The sequence below is a fragment of the Acinetobacter sp. ANC_7654 genome, assembly GCF_056779855.1.
This window is the reverse complement of record NZ_JBWYIR010000003.1, coordinates 230,726-245,360: the sequence shown is the minus strand read 5'-3', so window position 1 is coordinate 245,360 and position 14,635 is coordinate 230,726. Positions and strand designations below refer to the sequence as shown.

At 38.0% G+C, this 14,635-nt stretch carries 14 protein-coding genes; 8 read left to right on the top strand and 6 right to left on the bottom strand.

The genetic code is table 11. The features are described from left to right. The first annotated feature begins 71 nt into the window (after window positions 1–71). On the top strand, window positions 72–2,060 hold the full coding sequence (gene tkt / locus AC1M86_RS05505; RefSeq protein ID WP_481607447.1) for a transketolase: 1,989 nt from the start codon (window positions 72–74) through the stop codon (window positions 2,058–2,060). Between the two features lie 114 nt (window positions 2,061–2,174). Further along, window positions 2,175–2,390: a hypothetical protein gene (locus tag AC1M86_RS05500; RefSeq protein WP_035263790.1), complete on the top strand. Its 216-nt coding sequence runs from the start codon at window positions 2,175–2,177 to the stop codon at window positions 2,388–2,390. 61 nt (window positions 2,391–2,451) lie between these two features. Here AC1M86_RS05500 and AC1M86_RS05495 read toward each other — a convergent pair whose 3' ends face one another. After that, window positions 2,452–2,979: a nuclear transport factor 2 family protein gene (locus AC1M86_RS05495; protein WP_035263788.1), complete on the bottom strand. Its 528-nt coding sequence runs from the start codon at window positions 2,977–2,979 to the stop codon at window positions 2,452–2,454. A gap of 330 nt (window positions 2,980–3,309) precedes the next feature. On the opposite strand from AC1M86_RS05495, the gene AC1M86_RS05490 reads away from it, so the two are divergent. Continuing rightward, complete coding sequence (locus AC1M86_RS05490) at window positions 3,310–3,894, top strand: YceI family protein (RefSeq protein ID WP_179998144.1); 585 nt, start codon at window positions 3,310–3,312, stop codon at window positions 3,892–3,894. 394 nt (window positions 3,895–4,288) lie between these two features. Then, complete coding sequence (locus AC1M86_RS05485; RefSeq protein WP_481607446.1) at window positions 4,289–4,870, top strand: hypothetical protein; 582 nt, start codon at window positions 4,289–4,291, stop codon at window positions 4,868–4,870. A gap of 159 nt (window positions 4,871–5,029) precedes the next feature. Here the strand turns inward: AC1M86_RS05485 and AC1M86_RS05480 are convergent, their stop codons facing one another. Beyond that, window positions 5,030–5,731 carry a glutamine amidotransferase gene (locus AC1M86_RS05480; RefSeq protein ID WP_481595375.1) on the bottom strand — a complete coding sequence of 234 codons (702 nt, stop codon included), beginning with the start codon at window positions 5,729–5,731 and terminating at the stop codon, window positions 5,030–5,032. A gap of 88 nt (window positions 5,732–5,819) precedes the next feature. Continuing rightward, window positions 5,820–6,392, bottom strand: a complete 573-nt coding sequence (locus AC1M86_RS05475) for a TetR/AcrR family transcriptional regulator (RefSeq protein WP_481607445.1) — start codon at window positions 6,390–6,392, stop codon at window positions 5,820–5,822. Window positions 6,393–6,478: 86 nt separating this feature from the next. Here AC1M86_RS05475 and AC1M86_RS05470 point away from each other — a divergent pair, with 86 nt between their 5' ends. From AC1M86_RS05470 to AC1M86_RS05460, 3 genes are all read left to right on the top strand, one after another. After that, the gene (locus AC1M86_RS05470) at window positions 6,479–7,249 is read left to right on the top strand and encodes an SDR family oxidoreductase (protein ID WP_481607444.1); all 771 of its coding nucleotides are present in this window, start codon (window positions 6,479–6,481) and stop codon (window positions 7,247–7,249) included. 22 nt (window positions 7,250–7,271) lie between these two features. Continuing rightward, window positions 7,272–7,874 carry a 2-hydroxychromene-2-carboxylate isomerase gene (locus tag AC1M86_RS05465; RefSeq protein WP_481607443.1) on the top strand — a complete coding sequence of 201 codons (603 nt, stop codon included), beginning with the start codon at window positions 7,272–7,274 and terminating at the stop codon, window positions 7,872–7,874. A 101-nt stretch (window positions 7,875–7,975) separates the two neighbouring features. Beyond that, window positions 7,976–9,028: an NAD(P)-dependent alcohol dehydrogenase gene (locus AC1M86_RS05460; protein WP_481607442.1), complete on the top strand. Its 1,053-nt coding sequence runs from the start codon at window positions 7,976–7,978 to the stop codon at window positions 9,026–9,028. 59 nt (window positions 9,029–9,087) lie between these two features. Here the strand turns inward: AC1M86_RS05460 and exaC are convergent, their stop codons facing one another. Further along, window positions 9,088–10,599 (bottom strand): acetaldehyde dehydrogenase ExaC, encoded by a 1,512-nt coding sequence (exaC, locus tag AC1M86_RS05455; RefSeq protein ID WP_035263774.1) that lies wholly within the window; start codon window positions 10,597–10,599, stop codon window positions 9,088–9,090. A gap of 204 nt (window positions 10,600–10,803) precedes the next feature. Here exaC and AC1M86_RS05450 point away from each other — a divergent pair, with 204 nt between their 5' ends. Then, complete coding sequence (locus AC1M86_RS05450) at window positions 10,804–11,979, top strand: sigma-54-dependent transcriptional regulator family protein (protein ID WP_481595370.1); 1,176 nt, start codon at window positions 10,804–10,806, stop codon at window positions 11,977–11,979. Window positions 11,980–12,181: 202 nt separating this feature from the next. Here the strand turns inward: AC1M86_RS05450 and mdh are convergent, their stop codons facing one another. Both mdh and AC1M86_RS05440 read right to left on the bottom strand, forming a co-directional pair. Beyond that, window positions 12,182–13,354, bottom strand: a complete 1,173-nt coding sequence (mdh, locus tag AC1M86_RS05445) for an iron-dependent methanol dehydrogenase (RefSeq protein WP_481607441.1) — start codon at window positions 13,352–13,354, stop codon at window positions 12,182–12,184. 306 nt (window positions 13,355–13,660) lie between these two features. Continuing rightward, window positions 13,661–14,626, bottom strand: coding sequence for an alpha/beta hydrolase (locus AC1M86_RS05440; RefSeq protein WP_481607440.1), 966 nt, complete (start codon window positions 14,624–14,626; stop codon window positions 13,661–13,663). Window positions 14,627–14,635 lie beyond the last annotated feature (9 nt).

Here is a 14,635-nt window from a genome sequence, read left to right as displayed (position 1 = left end):
TTTTTTAAGACAATACACCCAGTTTTTGAATTTTATTCATTTCCCATCTTTAATTTATCGGACACTGATCTATGACAACCCCGCTGAATGAACGTCGCATTGCTAACGCAATTCGTGTACTTGCAATGGATGCTGTGCAAAAAGCAAATTCTGGACATCCAGGTGCACCAATGGGGATGGCTGATATTGCTGATGTTGTATGGCGTCAATTCTTAAATCACAATCCGACAAACCCTCAGTGGGCTAACCGCGACCGTTTTGTATTATCAAATGGTCATGGCTCAATGCTTCAATATGCATTATTACATTTGACTGGCTATGATCTTTCAATTGAAGATTTAAAAGCATTCCGTCAATTGCACTCAAAAACACCGGGTCACCCAGAATTAGGTTATGCACCTGGTATCGAAACAACCACTGGTCCATTGGGTCAGGGTATCGCGAATGCTGTTGGTTTTGCTTTGGCTGAAAAAACCTTAGCAGCGCAATTCAACAAAGAAGACATTAAAGTCGTTGATCATTTCACTTACTGTTTCTTAGGTGACGGCTGTTTAATGGAAGGTGTTTCTCATGAAGCATGTTCATTGGCAGGTACTTTGGGGCTAGGTAAATTAATTGCTTACTATGACGACAATGGTATTTCAATTGATGGTGAAGTAGAAGGTTGGTTCTCTGACGATACAGAACAACGCTTCTTAGCTTATGGCTGGCAAGTATTGAAAGTTGATGGTCACGATGCAGATGCATTACGTGCGGCAACTTTAGAAGCGAAAGCTGAAACGAAGAAACCAACAATCATTATCTGTAAAACGATTATTGGTTTAGGTTCACCAAACAAACAAGGTAAAGAAGATTGCCATGGTGCACCACTGGGTAACGACGAAATCGCATTAGCACGTGAAGCGTTGGGTTGGACTGAAGGTCCATTCGAAATTCCTGCTGACGTTTATGCTGCATGGGACGCGAAAGAAAAAGGTCAACAAGCAGAAGCAGCTTGGAACGAAGTATTTGCACAATATGAAGCAAAATATCCAACTGAAGCGGCTGATCTTAAACGTCGTTTAAGCGGTGAATTACCTGCTGACTTCGTTGCAAAAGCGGATGCGTATATTGCTGAAGTAAACGCAAAAGCTGAAACCATCGCAACACGTAAAGCAAGCCAAAATGCAATCCAAGCATTTGCCCCAATGCTGTCTGAAATCTTAGGTGGTTCTGCTGACTTAGCAGGTTCTAACTTAACACTTTGGAAAGGCGCACAAGGCGTTCAAGACAATGCTGCAGGTAACTACGTACACTATGGCGTACGTGAGTTCGGTATGACTGCAATCGCAAACGGTGTTGCACTTCACGGTGGGTTCATTCCTTACGTAGCAACATTCCTCATGTTTATGGAATATGCACGTAACGCAGTACGTATGTCTGCATTGATGAAACAACGTGTGATTCATGTTTACACACACGATTCTATTGGTTTGGGTGAAGATGGTCCAACACACCAACCAATTGAACAAATCGCATCTTTACGTGGTACACCAAACCTCAACACATGGCGCCCATGTGACACAGTTGAAGCAGCAATTTCTTGGAAATCTGCGTTAACACGTTCTGAAGGTCCAACTGCGTTGATCTTCTCTCGTCAAAACTTAGCATTCCAAACACGCACAGAAGCACAAATTGCTGATGTTGCGAAAGGTGGTTATGTATTAGCTAAAGAAAAAGGCGAATTGAAAGCGATTATCATTGCAACAGGTTCGGAAGTTGCATTGGCAATGGAAGCTTATGCACAGCTTGAAGGTGTGCGTGTTGTGTCTATGCCATGTGCTGAAGAATTTGTTAAGCAAGATGCTGCTTACCGTGAGTCAGTTCTTCCATCTAATATCCGTGCGCGTGTAGCGGTTGAAGCGGCGCATGTTGACTACTGGTGGAAATTTGTAGGTCTTGATGGTCGTGTGATTGGTATGACTACGTATGGTGAATCTGCACCAGCGAAAGATTTGTTCCAACACTTTGGTATTACGACTGAAGCAGTTGTCGCAGCAGTGAAAGAAATTACTGCTTAATTCTTAGAATTAAGTGTTTTAAAAGGCGTCCCAACTGTGGGGCGTCTTTTTATTTTTATGTATCTATATAGATACATTCATTCCCTAGATTTCAGATTGGAAGTGAGTAGCGCAATGAGTTTGTATGAGCAAATTAGTGATGAAATTACTTTAATGGATGCGGGTGAGCAAAAGTGGATTGGTGAAGACTTACCACTTGAAGCGATGGTAGCAGTAGAATTATTGCTACAAGATATGGCTGAAGAGAAAATCATTAAAGTACGTCGAAAAAATCGTGAAAAAACTTCAGGATTAAAACAGATTGATCGTATTCTGATTGAAAAGCTTTAACAGTCATAAAAAAGCCTCTTATGAGGCTTTTTTATTATCCTATTTTTATTATTTTTTACAGTTAATTAGCCGTAGTTTCTGACACGGTAAAATTTAATTTTGGATCAGCATTTTGTTGAATTGTCCATTCACCACTTACTCTGAAAGATGCTGCTGAAGCATAAGTATCTTCCATAAACTGGAAATACGTGATTAAGCCATCTTTAACTATTGCTTTAATTGAAAAAGGTGAAGTAAAAGTGCGCTTAGCGTAAACAGATGTATAAGTAAATTGACCGAATACAGCCACTGTTTCATCTTCAGCTAAAATATCTGTGATTTGAAAATCATCGATCGTCCAATAAGTTCCGACATTAGAAAAAGTATAAATGTAGACATCACGACCTGTAGAAGTACCAGCCCAAGGTTCAATTTGTTTAAGTTCAGGATTATTAAAATTTAGCGAAGTATAAATGGCATCTTCAGCCACTAACTTTTCTGAAGCAATCGCTACTCTTGATTTATCAGTATTATATAAAAAAGCCAATACGACATCTTTAGGTGCTTTAGTTTTAAGCGCTTTATCAATCGCTTGTTGTTGTTCACTCATCATTATTCTCCAGTTCAAAGTGGTAATTTTAGTATTATAAATGAGACAAAATATTAGTATATTGTATAAATGTTTAATTTAATCTCATATTTAAGATATGTGTTGATGTTAACTGCTTATTAGGAGAAAGCTTAAAGATGAAAAACATGATCTATACACAAGTGATAGTCATAATCTGATCAAATTGATTTGATAAAAGTGACACCTTCTTAAGGTGCGTTCTAATCTTGCAACAAACTGTTCTATCTGTACTGATGCAAGAATTTCAGAATGCTATACATTATTCACTATCCATTTCATAAATGTTTTAAAAAATTTGAGGAAAAATTGATGAACTTTAAAACAATAGCGTTAAGTGCCGTAGTACTTTCTGTAGCAACAGTTTCAGTTGCTAAACCAGTTGAGTATAAAATCGATCCAACTCATACAGCCACAGTATTTACTTGGGATCATTTTGGTTTTTCTACACCATCAGGTAATTTTAGCGATATCCAAGGGACGATCAAAGTAGACAATGAAAAGCCTGCGAATTCAGCGGTGAATGTCACAATTCCACTTTCAAGTATCAATACAAATGTCAAAGCATTAGATGAACATTTATTGAAACCAGATTTCTTTGATGCTGAAAAATATCCGAATATCACTTTTAAAAGTACTAAAGTACAACCAAATGGTAAGAACAAGTATAAGATCACAGGTGATCTAACGATTAAAAATGTTACTAAGCCTGTCGTACTAGATGCTGTTTTGAATAAACAAGCTGAACATCCTATGACGAAAGCGCAGTCTATTGGTTTCAATGCAACGACTTCATTTGACCGTTCTGCATTCGGTGTTGGAGCATATGTGCCTAATGTAGGCGATAAAATCACGGTGAATATTACAACTGAAGCTTCAGTAGATAATAAAAAATAATAAAATCAATTTGTTAAGTGATAAATAAGCCGCCTAGATGGGCGGTTTATTATTTTCTTATGAGGCCAAAAGCTTCTCTTTTTAATGCTCTACCCGTAATTATCGAAAGTAAGATGAACCAAATCTACAACAAGAATTTTATCTAATTAGCTTACGTCATTGGCGTGGCTCAAGCTTTAGAATCAATGTCACATACGATTTTACACAGGGAGATAATAACCATACTAAGAAGTTTGTAGATCAATTCATTAAACGTGATATACGCTTGCAGAGATAGGAGTAGAAATATTTAAAAAAGTCATGGATATTGTATGGTTTAAAAAAATTGCATTTATTTAAAATAAATTTAGATTTATGATTTGGACTGATTATAATTATTTAGTTTATTTTAAATATGTATTTGCAAATATTTGAAAAAGCCATTGAGCTTATTACACCATCATACAATCGAAAAAAATATCTTGAGCGCCACTTACGTCTTAAATCTTTTTTTGAAGAACGAGAAAGGATTAAAAATCTTAATGAAAGCGAGGAAGTTAAAACGCTTCTGCTAAATTCAGCAATTTCTGCACTTACTGGAGCAAAAAACGTTGATATAAATGAGCTGGAATATTTCTTAGATAAATTTAATGCAATGGAGTTTGAGTTACTTTATTGGACTTTTGTATGGAATAGAGCAGGTTATCAGGTATTAAAAAACTCTAGAGGTGAAATCATTAGACTAAAGGTATCAAAAAAAGGAAAAATAAAAGTTTTAGTAATGAATTTACTAGTTTTATTTTCTATGAGTTTTGCTCCCATAATGTTTTACTTTAAAAAAGATGAATATTGGAGATTGTTTAATTCTTTAGGTGCATCACAGATAGTTCCTGAAATAATTTATGGAGTTATATGTGTGATATGTGGACTCACCATAGTCAAACTTCTTAACGATTGGGTACATTGGAAAAATTTGAACAAAATTTTAGATACTTGATATCAAAAAATATTAACTGTTGAAAGCGGTTACTCACTCTATCAAATTCGGTTGAATGGGATGCAACGGAGTGGATGCTCATAACGAATGGTGGATTGATTGGCATAGCACAACCCAATATCCTGATCTACAGTTGGGTTGAAGGCAATCAAATCAAAATCATTTAATCTGTTCAATAAAACGGCTTAAGATTGAACCTGCCACAGATTCAAGTTTTTCAGCATAACGGTGGTTATCTGCACGTAATTGAGTAATATCTATACCCGCTTTACGCAATTCGCAAGTATGACCAATCAACCATTTCTCTAAACTATCTGAGGTCACTTCAGGATGGAACTGGAGTGCTAAAATATTAGATCCAACTTGAAAAGCCTGATTTTTATAAATTTGAGTGCTCGCCAGAAGTTTCGATTGCGCGGGAAGATCAAAGGTATCACCATGCCAATGCAAAACTGGCACACCATTTAAAGAATTTAGAACGTTGTCTTGCTCATTTATAATATCTACCGTACTCCAGCCAATTTCTTTAGTATGGCCAGCATATACTGCACCGCCCAAGGCTTTTGAAATGAGTTGAGCACCTAGACAGATGCCAAGCGTAGGGCGTTGGAGTTTTAATCTTTCTTTAAGTAAGTCTATTTCTGTTTGTAGGAAAGGGTAATCTTCTGTCTCATAAACACCAATCGGTCCACCCAAAATAATGGTCAGACCTTCGTACTTTAAGGCTACTGAAAGATCATCCACACCTGCATCAAAATATCTGACCCGATAACCCAGTTGATATAGTGTCTCCTCAAAAGAACCTAGATCTTCAAAGGCTAAATGCTGTATTGCATATACTGTTTCAGGAAGCTTTCTCATGATGTGACGTTCTTAAAAGAATGATGAGGAGATTATAGTATAGAGCTTTTGGAACTAAGGTTTCGTCCATAAAACAATATAAAACGATTTATTTCGCAATCTCTTTTTTTAATAATGTCTTAAGCATCGCTAGACTAGAATTGAGAATATCTTTTTTTAAGCGTTCATCTTGAACTCCACGCGCTAATAGTACGGAGCCCACCATTTGACAGAGTATGGCCCAAGCGAAATCAGGTTCTGGAGCATGCTGCGCAAATAGTTTGTAACCACGCTGAAGTTCGTTTTCAAAACATTGTTTAATGTCAGCATCAGCGCGTGAAACTTCAGCAGCAAGTGAGGGTAAAACACAGCCTTTTTCTGGGTGTTGAACGTGTAATAGAGAAAGATATCGGTTCATTTCAAAATCTAACCAAGATTCTGGATCTTGATGAGGATTCATTTCCCACTGTTGAATACTTGCTCCGATTTCAGATTCGATTAAGGCTTTAAATAAGTCTTTTTTTGAAGAAAAGTGAGAATAGAAAGCACCGCTGGTCATATTTGCAGCGTGCATAAAACCATCAACCCCAGTATTGTTAAAACCTTGTTTTTTTGCAAGTTCACCACTGGTTTTTAAAATATCACGACGTTTTTCTTCTTTATATCCTGCTTTATATCTCATATTGAATATTCAATAACCATTGACTGTGCATCAAAACTATAACATAGTGATCGTTATAATAACGATCGTTATTTAATGGAGCAATGATGAGCGATCAGCAGTCAAAAATTAATTATTCAGAAGAAAAATCAACACATAACAAGGTCGCACTGATCATTGGTGCAGGAGATGCCACAGGCAGTGAGATCGCAAAACGCTTTGCACGAGGTGGATATACTGCTTGTATGACTCGACGCAATGCAGACAAGCTTGCACCTGTCATCCGAGAGATTGAAGCACACGGTGGTAAAGCTTATGGATTTGCTTCAGATGCAAGAAAAGAAGATCAAGTGATTCAACTGATTGACACAATTGAACGTGACATTGGTCAGATTGAAGTATTGGTTTTTAATATTGGAGCAAATATGCCGTGTAGCATTCTAGAAGAAACAGCACGTAAATATTTTAAAATCTGGGAAATGGCTTGTTTTAGTGCTTTTTTAAATGGTCGTGAAGTAGCTAAACGGATGGTCGCAAGGCAGCGCGGCACTATCATTTTCACTGGTGCAACAGCAAGCATCCGTGGTTCAGCATATTTCAGCGCTTTTGCTGGCGCTAAACATGCGTTAAGAGCCTTAGCCCAAAGTATGGCAAAAGAGTTAGGGCCTCATCATATTCATGTTGTGCACATCATTATTGATGGGGCGATTGATACTGATTTTATTAAAGATACTTTCCCTCATTTGTATGAAAAAAAACAGCATGACGGTATTTTGAATCCTCAACATATAGCTGATAACTATTGGCATATTGCTCATCAACCACGAGATGCTTGGACACATGAATTGGATTTGCGACCATGGTCTGAACAGTGGTAATCATATTTAATAAGGATAAGACATGACTACACAACAACAAAAAGTTGAATTTTATTTCGATCTTGGCAGTCCATTTAGTTATTTGGCTTTTTATAAGCTACAAGAAATCACCCAAAAATATAATGCAGTGATTGATTACACACCAATTTTATTGGGTGGAATTTTTAAGTCGACTGGTAACAAGAGTCCAATTGAGGTGCCTGTTAAAGGGATCTATTCAATGCAAGACTTAAGTCGTTGGTCAGATTATTATCAGATCCCGATGCAGATGAATCCATATTTTCCAATGAATACATTGACTTTAATGCGTATATTAACGGCAGTGAAAATCTATCATGATGAATATTTTGAAGTGATTTTGACCAAGCTTTTTGATGCGATGTTTAGAAAGCCCTTGAATTTAGCCGATCCAGAAGTTCTGATAAATTTATTTCAAGGTGATGCAATCGACGGTCAGCAACTTTTGGATTTAAGCCAAGATCCGGTGGTAAAACAAAAATTGATTGATGAAACAAACAATGCCGTACAACGAGGGGTATTCGGAGCACCTACATTTTTTGTACGGGAAAATATGTACTGGGGGCAAGATCGCTTGCATTTCGTAGAGCGCGAATTACAAAAATAAGTGAAAAAGAAATTAGATTGAGACTCAGCTAAATTTATTAAAAATATTCATGTGATATAACGAATAAGAGAGTACGAAATTAACAGCTTGAGGAAGTCACGATGACCCATAATGTTTTAGCTTACGCAGCGCTTGATTCTAAAAGTCCACTGGTTCCATATACTTTCCAGCAACGTCAAGCTCGCACCGATGATGTCATTATTGATATTGAATACTGCGGTGTATGTCATTCTGACTTACATCAAGCGCGTAATGATTGGGGTTTTAGTCGTTACCCAATTGTACCTGGTCATGAAGTAATTGGTCGCGTAAAAAGCATCGGAGCATCGGTAACGAAGTTTAAGGTTGGAGATCTGGTCGGAATCGGGTGTATGGTAGATTCATGTCGTACTTGTTCTGCTTGTCACCAAGGTTTGGAGCAATATTGTGAAGCTGGCAATACACAAACGTATGGTAGTTTAGATCGTCATGATCAAACACCTACTTATGGTGGCTACGCACAAACGATCATTGCGAGCCAAGATTTTGTATTGAAAGTACCTGAAAATTTAGATACACAATCCATTGCACCCATCTTATGTGCTGGGATCACGACATGGTCGCCATTAAAACATTGGAATGTCGGTAAAGGCTCTAAAGTGGCTGTTGTTGGACTCGGTGGTTTAGGTCATATGGCGATTAAACTTGCTCATGCACTTGGTGCAGAAGTGACTTTATTTACACGATCAGCAAATAAAGAACAGGATGCACGTGATTTAGGTGCAGATCATGTCGTGTTATCAACAGATCCAACACAAATGAAATCAGTGAAAAATCAGTTTGATTTAATTATTGATACTGTGCCTTATGATCATGATTTAAAGCCTTATATTCCGACACTTGCATTGAGTGGGACACTGGTATTGGTAGGCTATCTCGGAGAATTTAGCAGCAATTCCGTGCCCATGATTATGGGAAGAAAATCAATCGCTGGATCGGTGATTGGTGGGATTCAAGAAACTCAAGAACTACTTGATTTTTGTGGTCAGCACAATATCGTGTCAGATGTTGAAGTCATTGATATGCAAAATATTAATGAGGCATTTGAGCGAATGCTTCAAAGTGATGTGAAATATCGTTTTGTGATTGATATGAAAAGTCTACAAGCCAGCTAATCCATTAAGCTCCTGTAGCAGAAAAGAAGCGGCAATCAGCCGCTTCTTTAGCTTTTGTTTTAGAAGAAACCCATTGGTTTAGTTGAGTAACTCACCAATAAATTTTTAGTTTGTTGGTAATGATCCAGCATCATTTTATGATTTTCACGACCAATCCCTGATTTTTTATAACCACCAAAAGCAGCATGAGCAGGGTAGATATGGTAGCAATTTGTCCAGACTCGACCTGATTGAATTGCACGTCCTGCACGATATGACGTATGCGCTGATCGTGACCAAACACCAGCACCTAATCCATAAATGGTGTCATTGGCAATGTTGATAGCATCGTCGAAATCTTTAAATGTTGTCACAGCCAAAACTGGTCCAAAAATTTCTTCTTGGAATGTTTTCATGCTGTTATTGCCTTTGAAAATCGTCGGCTCAATATAAAAACCTTGTCCAATTTCTTCACGTGCTTGACCACCTGTAAGAATTTGAGCACCTTCTTCACGACCTGTCGCAATACAACCTAAAATTTTATCTTGTTGCTCTTGCGAGGCTTGAGCACCAATCATGGTTTCTGTATCAAGTGGATGTCCCGTTTTAATTCGCTTCACGCGCTCTACAGCCATCTCTAAGAATTTATCAGCAATACTTTCCTGGACTAAAGCGCGTGATGGACAAGTACAAATTTCTCCCTGATTCAGGGCAAACATGGCAAAACCTTCAAGCGCTTTATCTAGATATTCATCATCCTTATCCATGATGTCTTCGAAGAAAATATTTGGAGATTTGCCACCCAGTTCTAATGTCACTGGAATAATATTTTCGGTGGCATATTGCATAATTAATTGACCAACCGCAGTTGAGCCAGTAAATGCAATTTTTGAAATACGTGGATTTGTGGCAAGAGGGCGTCCTACTTCAACACCATAACCATTGACGATATTCAGCACACCTGGTGGTAAAATATCTTGTATCAGTTCAACTAAAACTAGAATACTGACAGGAGTTTGCTCAGCTGGTTTTAAGACAATACAGTTCCCCGCTGCTAATGCAGGCGCAAGTTTCCACGCCGCCATTAAAATCGGAAAGTTCCATGGAATAATCTGTCCAACGACACCCAACGGCTCATGAAAATGGTAAGCGATAGTATCTTCATCGATTTCTGAAATACCACCTTCTTGTGCGCGGATACAGCCAGCAAAATAGCGGAAATGGTCAATACACAGTGGAATATCTGCAGCTAAGGTTTCACGGATAGGTTTACCATTGTCCCATGTTTCTGCCACAGCAAGTAATTCTAGATTCTCTTCTAAGCGATCTGCTATTTTTAATAAAATGTTAGAGCGAGTTGTTGCAGACGTTTTGTTCCATTCAGTTTTAGCGGCATGAGCTGCGTCCAAAGCGAGTTCAATATCCTCGACTGAAGAACGGGGAACTCGAGTAAAGACTTTCCCATCTACGGGAGAAAGATTATCAAAATACTCACCTTTTACTGGAGGAACCCATTTCCCACCAATGAAATTTTCGTATTGTGCTTTAAATTGAACTTTAGAATCTGGTTGATTGGGATCAGCGTAGCGCATAGTGTCCATCCTTTGGTTGTGCTGTAAAGTTATGGAAAATATCTTCGTCTTTGGTATTAGATATCTTCTATTATTGATGAGTTAACATAACCACAATAAGGTTGGAAAAAGGTTGGAATGATGAAGGTTTACAACTGATCAACAAATACTATAACTATAATAAGTACAACATATGCATATTGGGAAATGTTGAGATAATAAGGAATGAACTCAATGCAGACTCTTATCAAGCAAAGACAACAAATAGAAACACTTAGAGAGAAAATCAGTCTTTCAACTGTACAGGCGAAACAACTTGGTCAGCATATTTTAAAGTCTTGGCAAAGATCGAAGTTGGCAGAAATTCCGAAAGAGCGAATGGTAGCGCCGTTGATCACAACGAGTACTGTTGAAAGTAACAGCCTAAATCAAGCATTGAAAATATGTGAACAAGAGTTAAAACATGTTGCACAACAATCATCTATGGTACTTGCGGTAGGCGATATCAACAGCACCATTATTTGGACAGAAGCTAGTCAACAAATGCGTAAGGCTGCAGAACGCGTTCACTTTATTGAAGGCGGTCAATGGCGGGAGGAAGTGGTTGGAACAAATGCTTTAGCATTAACCTTGAAAACTGAAAAATCAAGTTGTGTGTTTTCAAATGAACACTATATGGAGTCTATTCATGATTGGGTGTGCTATGCAGCACCAATTGTTGATCCATTTTCGAAGCAACTCATTGGTGTATTAGATTTATCAACGACATGGGATCATCACAATAGTTTTGGACTACTCGCAGCAGAACGTTGTGCATCTTTAATACAATCAGCATTACTGAATTATCAACGCCAACATTTATTTATTCGTACCTTTGGAATTCCTCAAGTCATATTTAACGGACGTACCTTGGTGGTTACACCTAGACAGATTGAAATTTTGACAATATTGGCATTATGTCCTCAAGGGCTTAGCTTAGATTCGCTTCATCAAGCTTTGTATGGGGAGCGAAAGGTAAGCATGGGAACTTTAAAAGCTGAAATGTCGCAGCTTCGAGATTTATTGGGTGGAATGTTAGGCTCAAGACCCTATAAATTACTGGCGCATATTGAGGCTGATTTCCTCCGAATCGAAAATGCTTTAGACGTTGGATTTATTGATAAAGCTTTACAGCAGGTCAATGGTGTAATGCTCGCAAAAACAGAAAGCCCATTCTTATGTTCTTGGCGAAATTGTTTAGATTCGCGTTTGAGTGAAGCAATTTTTAACTATTGTGATGTTGAAGTGCTTTTAAAATACATTGCACGAAATCCTGATGCAGTTGATGCAATGGAGCGTTTAATGGAGTTGTCACCGCAAGATTATTCAACGCAACAACTTTTACAGCACTATCGTAATTGAGCCGAATTAAAGTAAAACACAACGGCCTAAAGCATATTCTTCGTATTGTTAACGTATTTTATCCTCATTTATTTATACCTACAAAAATTTAACGCCGCCGTTCCTGATGTAATGCACTATCAGATTCGATTGAGAATCAAAGAGTAAAAAAGAGAATCTGAAGTGTATCCAGATTCTCTTTTAGATCTAGCAACTCAAAAGTTTACATTGCAGCTTTAAAAATGTTGATGACTTGTTGGAGATCTGCTTTACGTGGGTTAGTGAGCATGCAGGCATCTTTTTGTGCATTTTGAGCCATCACTTCTAAATCTTCCTCTTTAACCGAAAGCTCTTTTAATCCTGTTGGAATGCCAATAGATTGAGAGAGGATTTTTATCGCATCAATTGCTGCATATGCAGCTTCATTAATGGTTAATCCTTCAATATTTACACCCATTAATTCAGCTATTTTGGCATAACGATCAGGGCAGGCAATTAAGTTGAACTCACAGACATGTGGGAGTAAAATCGCGTTACACACACCATGCGGAAGATTATAAAAACCGCCTAATTGGTGAGCCATGGCATGTACATAACCTAGAGAGGCGTTATTAAATGCCATGCCTGCCAAATATTGTGCATAACTCATTGCATCACGTGCTTCAATATTCTCACCATTAGCAACCGCAGGACTCAGCCATTGACTGATCATGCTGATGGCTTTTTCAGCACAGGCATCTGTAATTGGATTTGCTGCTGTTGAAACATAGGCTTCGACGGCATGAGTAAGCGCATCCATACCTGTTGCAGCTGTCAATGCTGCAGGTTTTGCGATCATCAGTTTAGGATCATCTATGGCAATGAGTGGAGTGCAACGCCAATCGACGATTGCCATTTTTACATGAGTTTCTGTATTGGTAATAATACAGAAACGCGTCATTTCCGAAGCAGTTCCTGCAGTTGTGTTGACTGCAATAAGAGGTGTCATCGGAACGGTACTTTTATCGATTCCTTCATAGTCGCGAATGTGCCCACCACCTGCAGTCACTAAACCAATACCTTTAGCACAATCATGTGAAGAGCCACCACCTAAAGAAATAATAAAATCACAAGCATTATTATTGTAGGCTTCCACACCATCGTGGACATTAATATCAGTCGGATTAGGCTCGGCACCAGCAAATATGTAGCTCTCCACTTGCGCTTCTTTTAAATAGCCAGCGATGATATCTGCGACACCAAATTTGTATAAACCTGCATCAGTCACAATCAGTGCTTTTTTAGCCCCTAAATTTTGGGCTTTGCTTCCAACTTCTTTAGCACTACCTGGTCCGAAAAGTGAAACACAAGGGATATAAAAACCGTTTGTTTGGTCTGCAATATTTTTAAAAGCCATGGTGAGATTCCTTTTACCATTTATTGTTGTGTTCGGCGATATTTACCGTGTTTGCAGTATTGGACACGCTTGAGAAGATGTGTACCTACCAAATACCAACCCAATTTCTCCATGGCTCAAAACAAGAAACAGAAAGCAAGAAATAATATTTCAAATGGGTGAAAAGCAGATTGGTCGCAAAGGTCTGTGAAGAGATGGGAACGTTGAAGAATAGAAATATTGTATGACCAAGAGAAAGTCCATTCAGCTTGATCAATACACATTAACAATCAAGACCACTAAAATGAGGTCTTAGATGAACAGAGTTTAGAGATTTTTTGAAGCAAGCCAAGCGAAGAGTTGGTCATATACTTGCTGACGAACCAGTTTTTTTGAAAGAACCAAATCATGCAGACCATCTTTAATTGTCATTACAGTGACATTACCTTGTAATGCTTTTGCATATTTTTCGATAGTTTTTACATCTAAAATCACATCAGAGGTCTGAGCATCAATGTTATATTTCTTGGGATTGGTCGTGCGACTTGAGTGCATAACAAGGAGCGGAACTGAAATTTTAGGACCAGATTGAATTTTCTGTTGTGCTTTCGCAACAGCACCGATAAAACTCAAATACACTTTGGTGTAGGTTTTAGGTTTAAGCTGGAGATCAAAACTCCATTCGCCATTTAAATTTTCGTGCAAACTCTTCACGTAAAATTTATTTAATTCACTTGGTAATTGCATCAACGGAAATTGCTGAGCTAATTTTGCAATCATTGGAAGCGCATATTTTTTTTTCAAGACATTCATATTGAAATCATAAAATGGGCTGTTGGCCCAGATTGCTTTAATCAATGGATGATCAGGGTGTCGAATTGAAAAATAAGTGGCAGTTAAACCGCCTGTAGAATGACCGCATAATAATACCGATTCATTTCCCTCACTTTGAATTGTATTCAATGCGGCATGAATATCTTCATCATATTCGGTTAGGGCTTTCACAAAATAAGGTTTTTGATGCGGAAGTAGTGATCTACCGTATTTTCTAAGGTCAATGGCGTAAAAATGAAAACCTTGGGCATTAAATTTTTTCGCCATTTCTTGTTGAAAGAAATAATCAATAAAGCCATGGATATACAGCACAGCTTTAGTTGATGGAATATCTGATGGGCGACGTACTAATGTTGCAATAACCTCACCATCATAATCAGGCGAAAATTTGAAAATATGTTGCTCAAATTTTTCACCTAAAATGTCGGGTTGGTATTGTAGCGTGGTCTCAGCACTCATTTTTTCGAT

What these genes read in the sequence shown, in the direction of transcription:
- tkt (WP_481607447.1), top strand. Translation starts at nt 72, where the DNA reads ATGACAACCCCGCTGAATGAACGTCGCATTGCTAACGCAATTCGTGTA.
- AC1M86_RS05500 (WP_035263790.1), top strand. Translation starts at nt 2,175, where the DNA reads ATGAGTTTGTATGAGCAAATTAGTGATGAAATTACTTTAATGGATGCG.
- AC1M86_RS05495 (WP_035263788.1), bottom strand. Translation starts at nt 2,979, where the DNA reads ATGAGTGAACAACAACAAGCGATTGATAAAGCGCTTAAAACTAAAGCA.
- AC1M86_RS05490 (WP_179998144.1), top strand. Translation starts at nt 3,310, where the DNA reads ATGAACTTTAAAACAATAGCGTTAAGTGCCGTAGTACTTTCTGTAGCA.
- AC1M86_RS05485 (WP_481607446.1), top strand. Translation starts at nt 4,289, where the DNA reads ATGTATTTGCAAATATTTGAAAAAGCCATTGAGCTTATTACACCATCA.
- AC1M86_RS05480 (WP_481595375.1), bottom strand. Translation starts at nt 5,731, where the DNA reads ATGAGAAAGCTTCCTGAAACAGTATATGCAATACAGCATTTAGCCTTT.
- AC1M86_RS05475 (WP_481607445.1), bottom strand. Translation starts at nt 6,392, where the DNA reads ATGAGATATAAAGCAGGATATAAAGAAGAAAAACGTCGTGATATTTTA.
- AC1M86_RS05470 (WP_481607444.1), top strand. Translation starts at nt 6,479, where the DNA reads ATGAGCGATCAGCAGTCAAAAATTAATTATTCAGAAGAAAAATCAACA.
- AC1M86_RS05465 (WP_481607443.1), top strand. Translation starts at nt 7,272, where the DNA reads ATGACTACACAACAACAAAAAGTTGAATTTTATTTCGATCTTGGCAGT.
- AC1M86_RS05460 (WP_481607442.1), top strand. Translation starts at nt 7,976, where the DNA reads ATGACCCATAATGTTTTAGCTTACGCAGCGCTTGATTCTAAAAGTCCA.
- exaC (WP_035263774.1), bottom strand. Translation starts at nt 10,599, where the DNA reads ATGCGCTACGCTGATCCCAATCAACCAGATTCTAAAGTTCAATTTAAA.
- AC1M86_RS05450 (WP_481595370.1), top strand. Translation starts at nt 10,804, where the DNA reads ATGAACTCAATGCAGACTCTTATCAAGCAAAGACAACAAATAGAAACA.
- mdh (WP_481607441.1), bottom strand. Translation starts at nt 13,354, where the DNA reads ATGGCTTTTAAAAATATTGCAGACCAAACAAACGGTTTTTATATCCCT.
- AC1M86_RS05440 (WP_481607440.1), bottom strand. Translation starts at nt 14,626, where the DNA reads ATGAGTGCTGAGACCACGCTACAATACCAACCCGACATTTTAGGTGAA.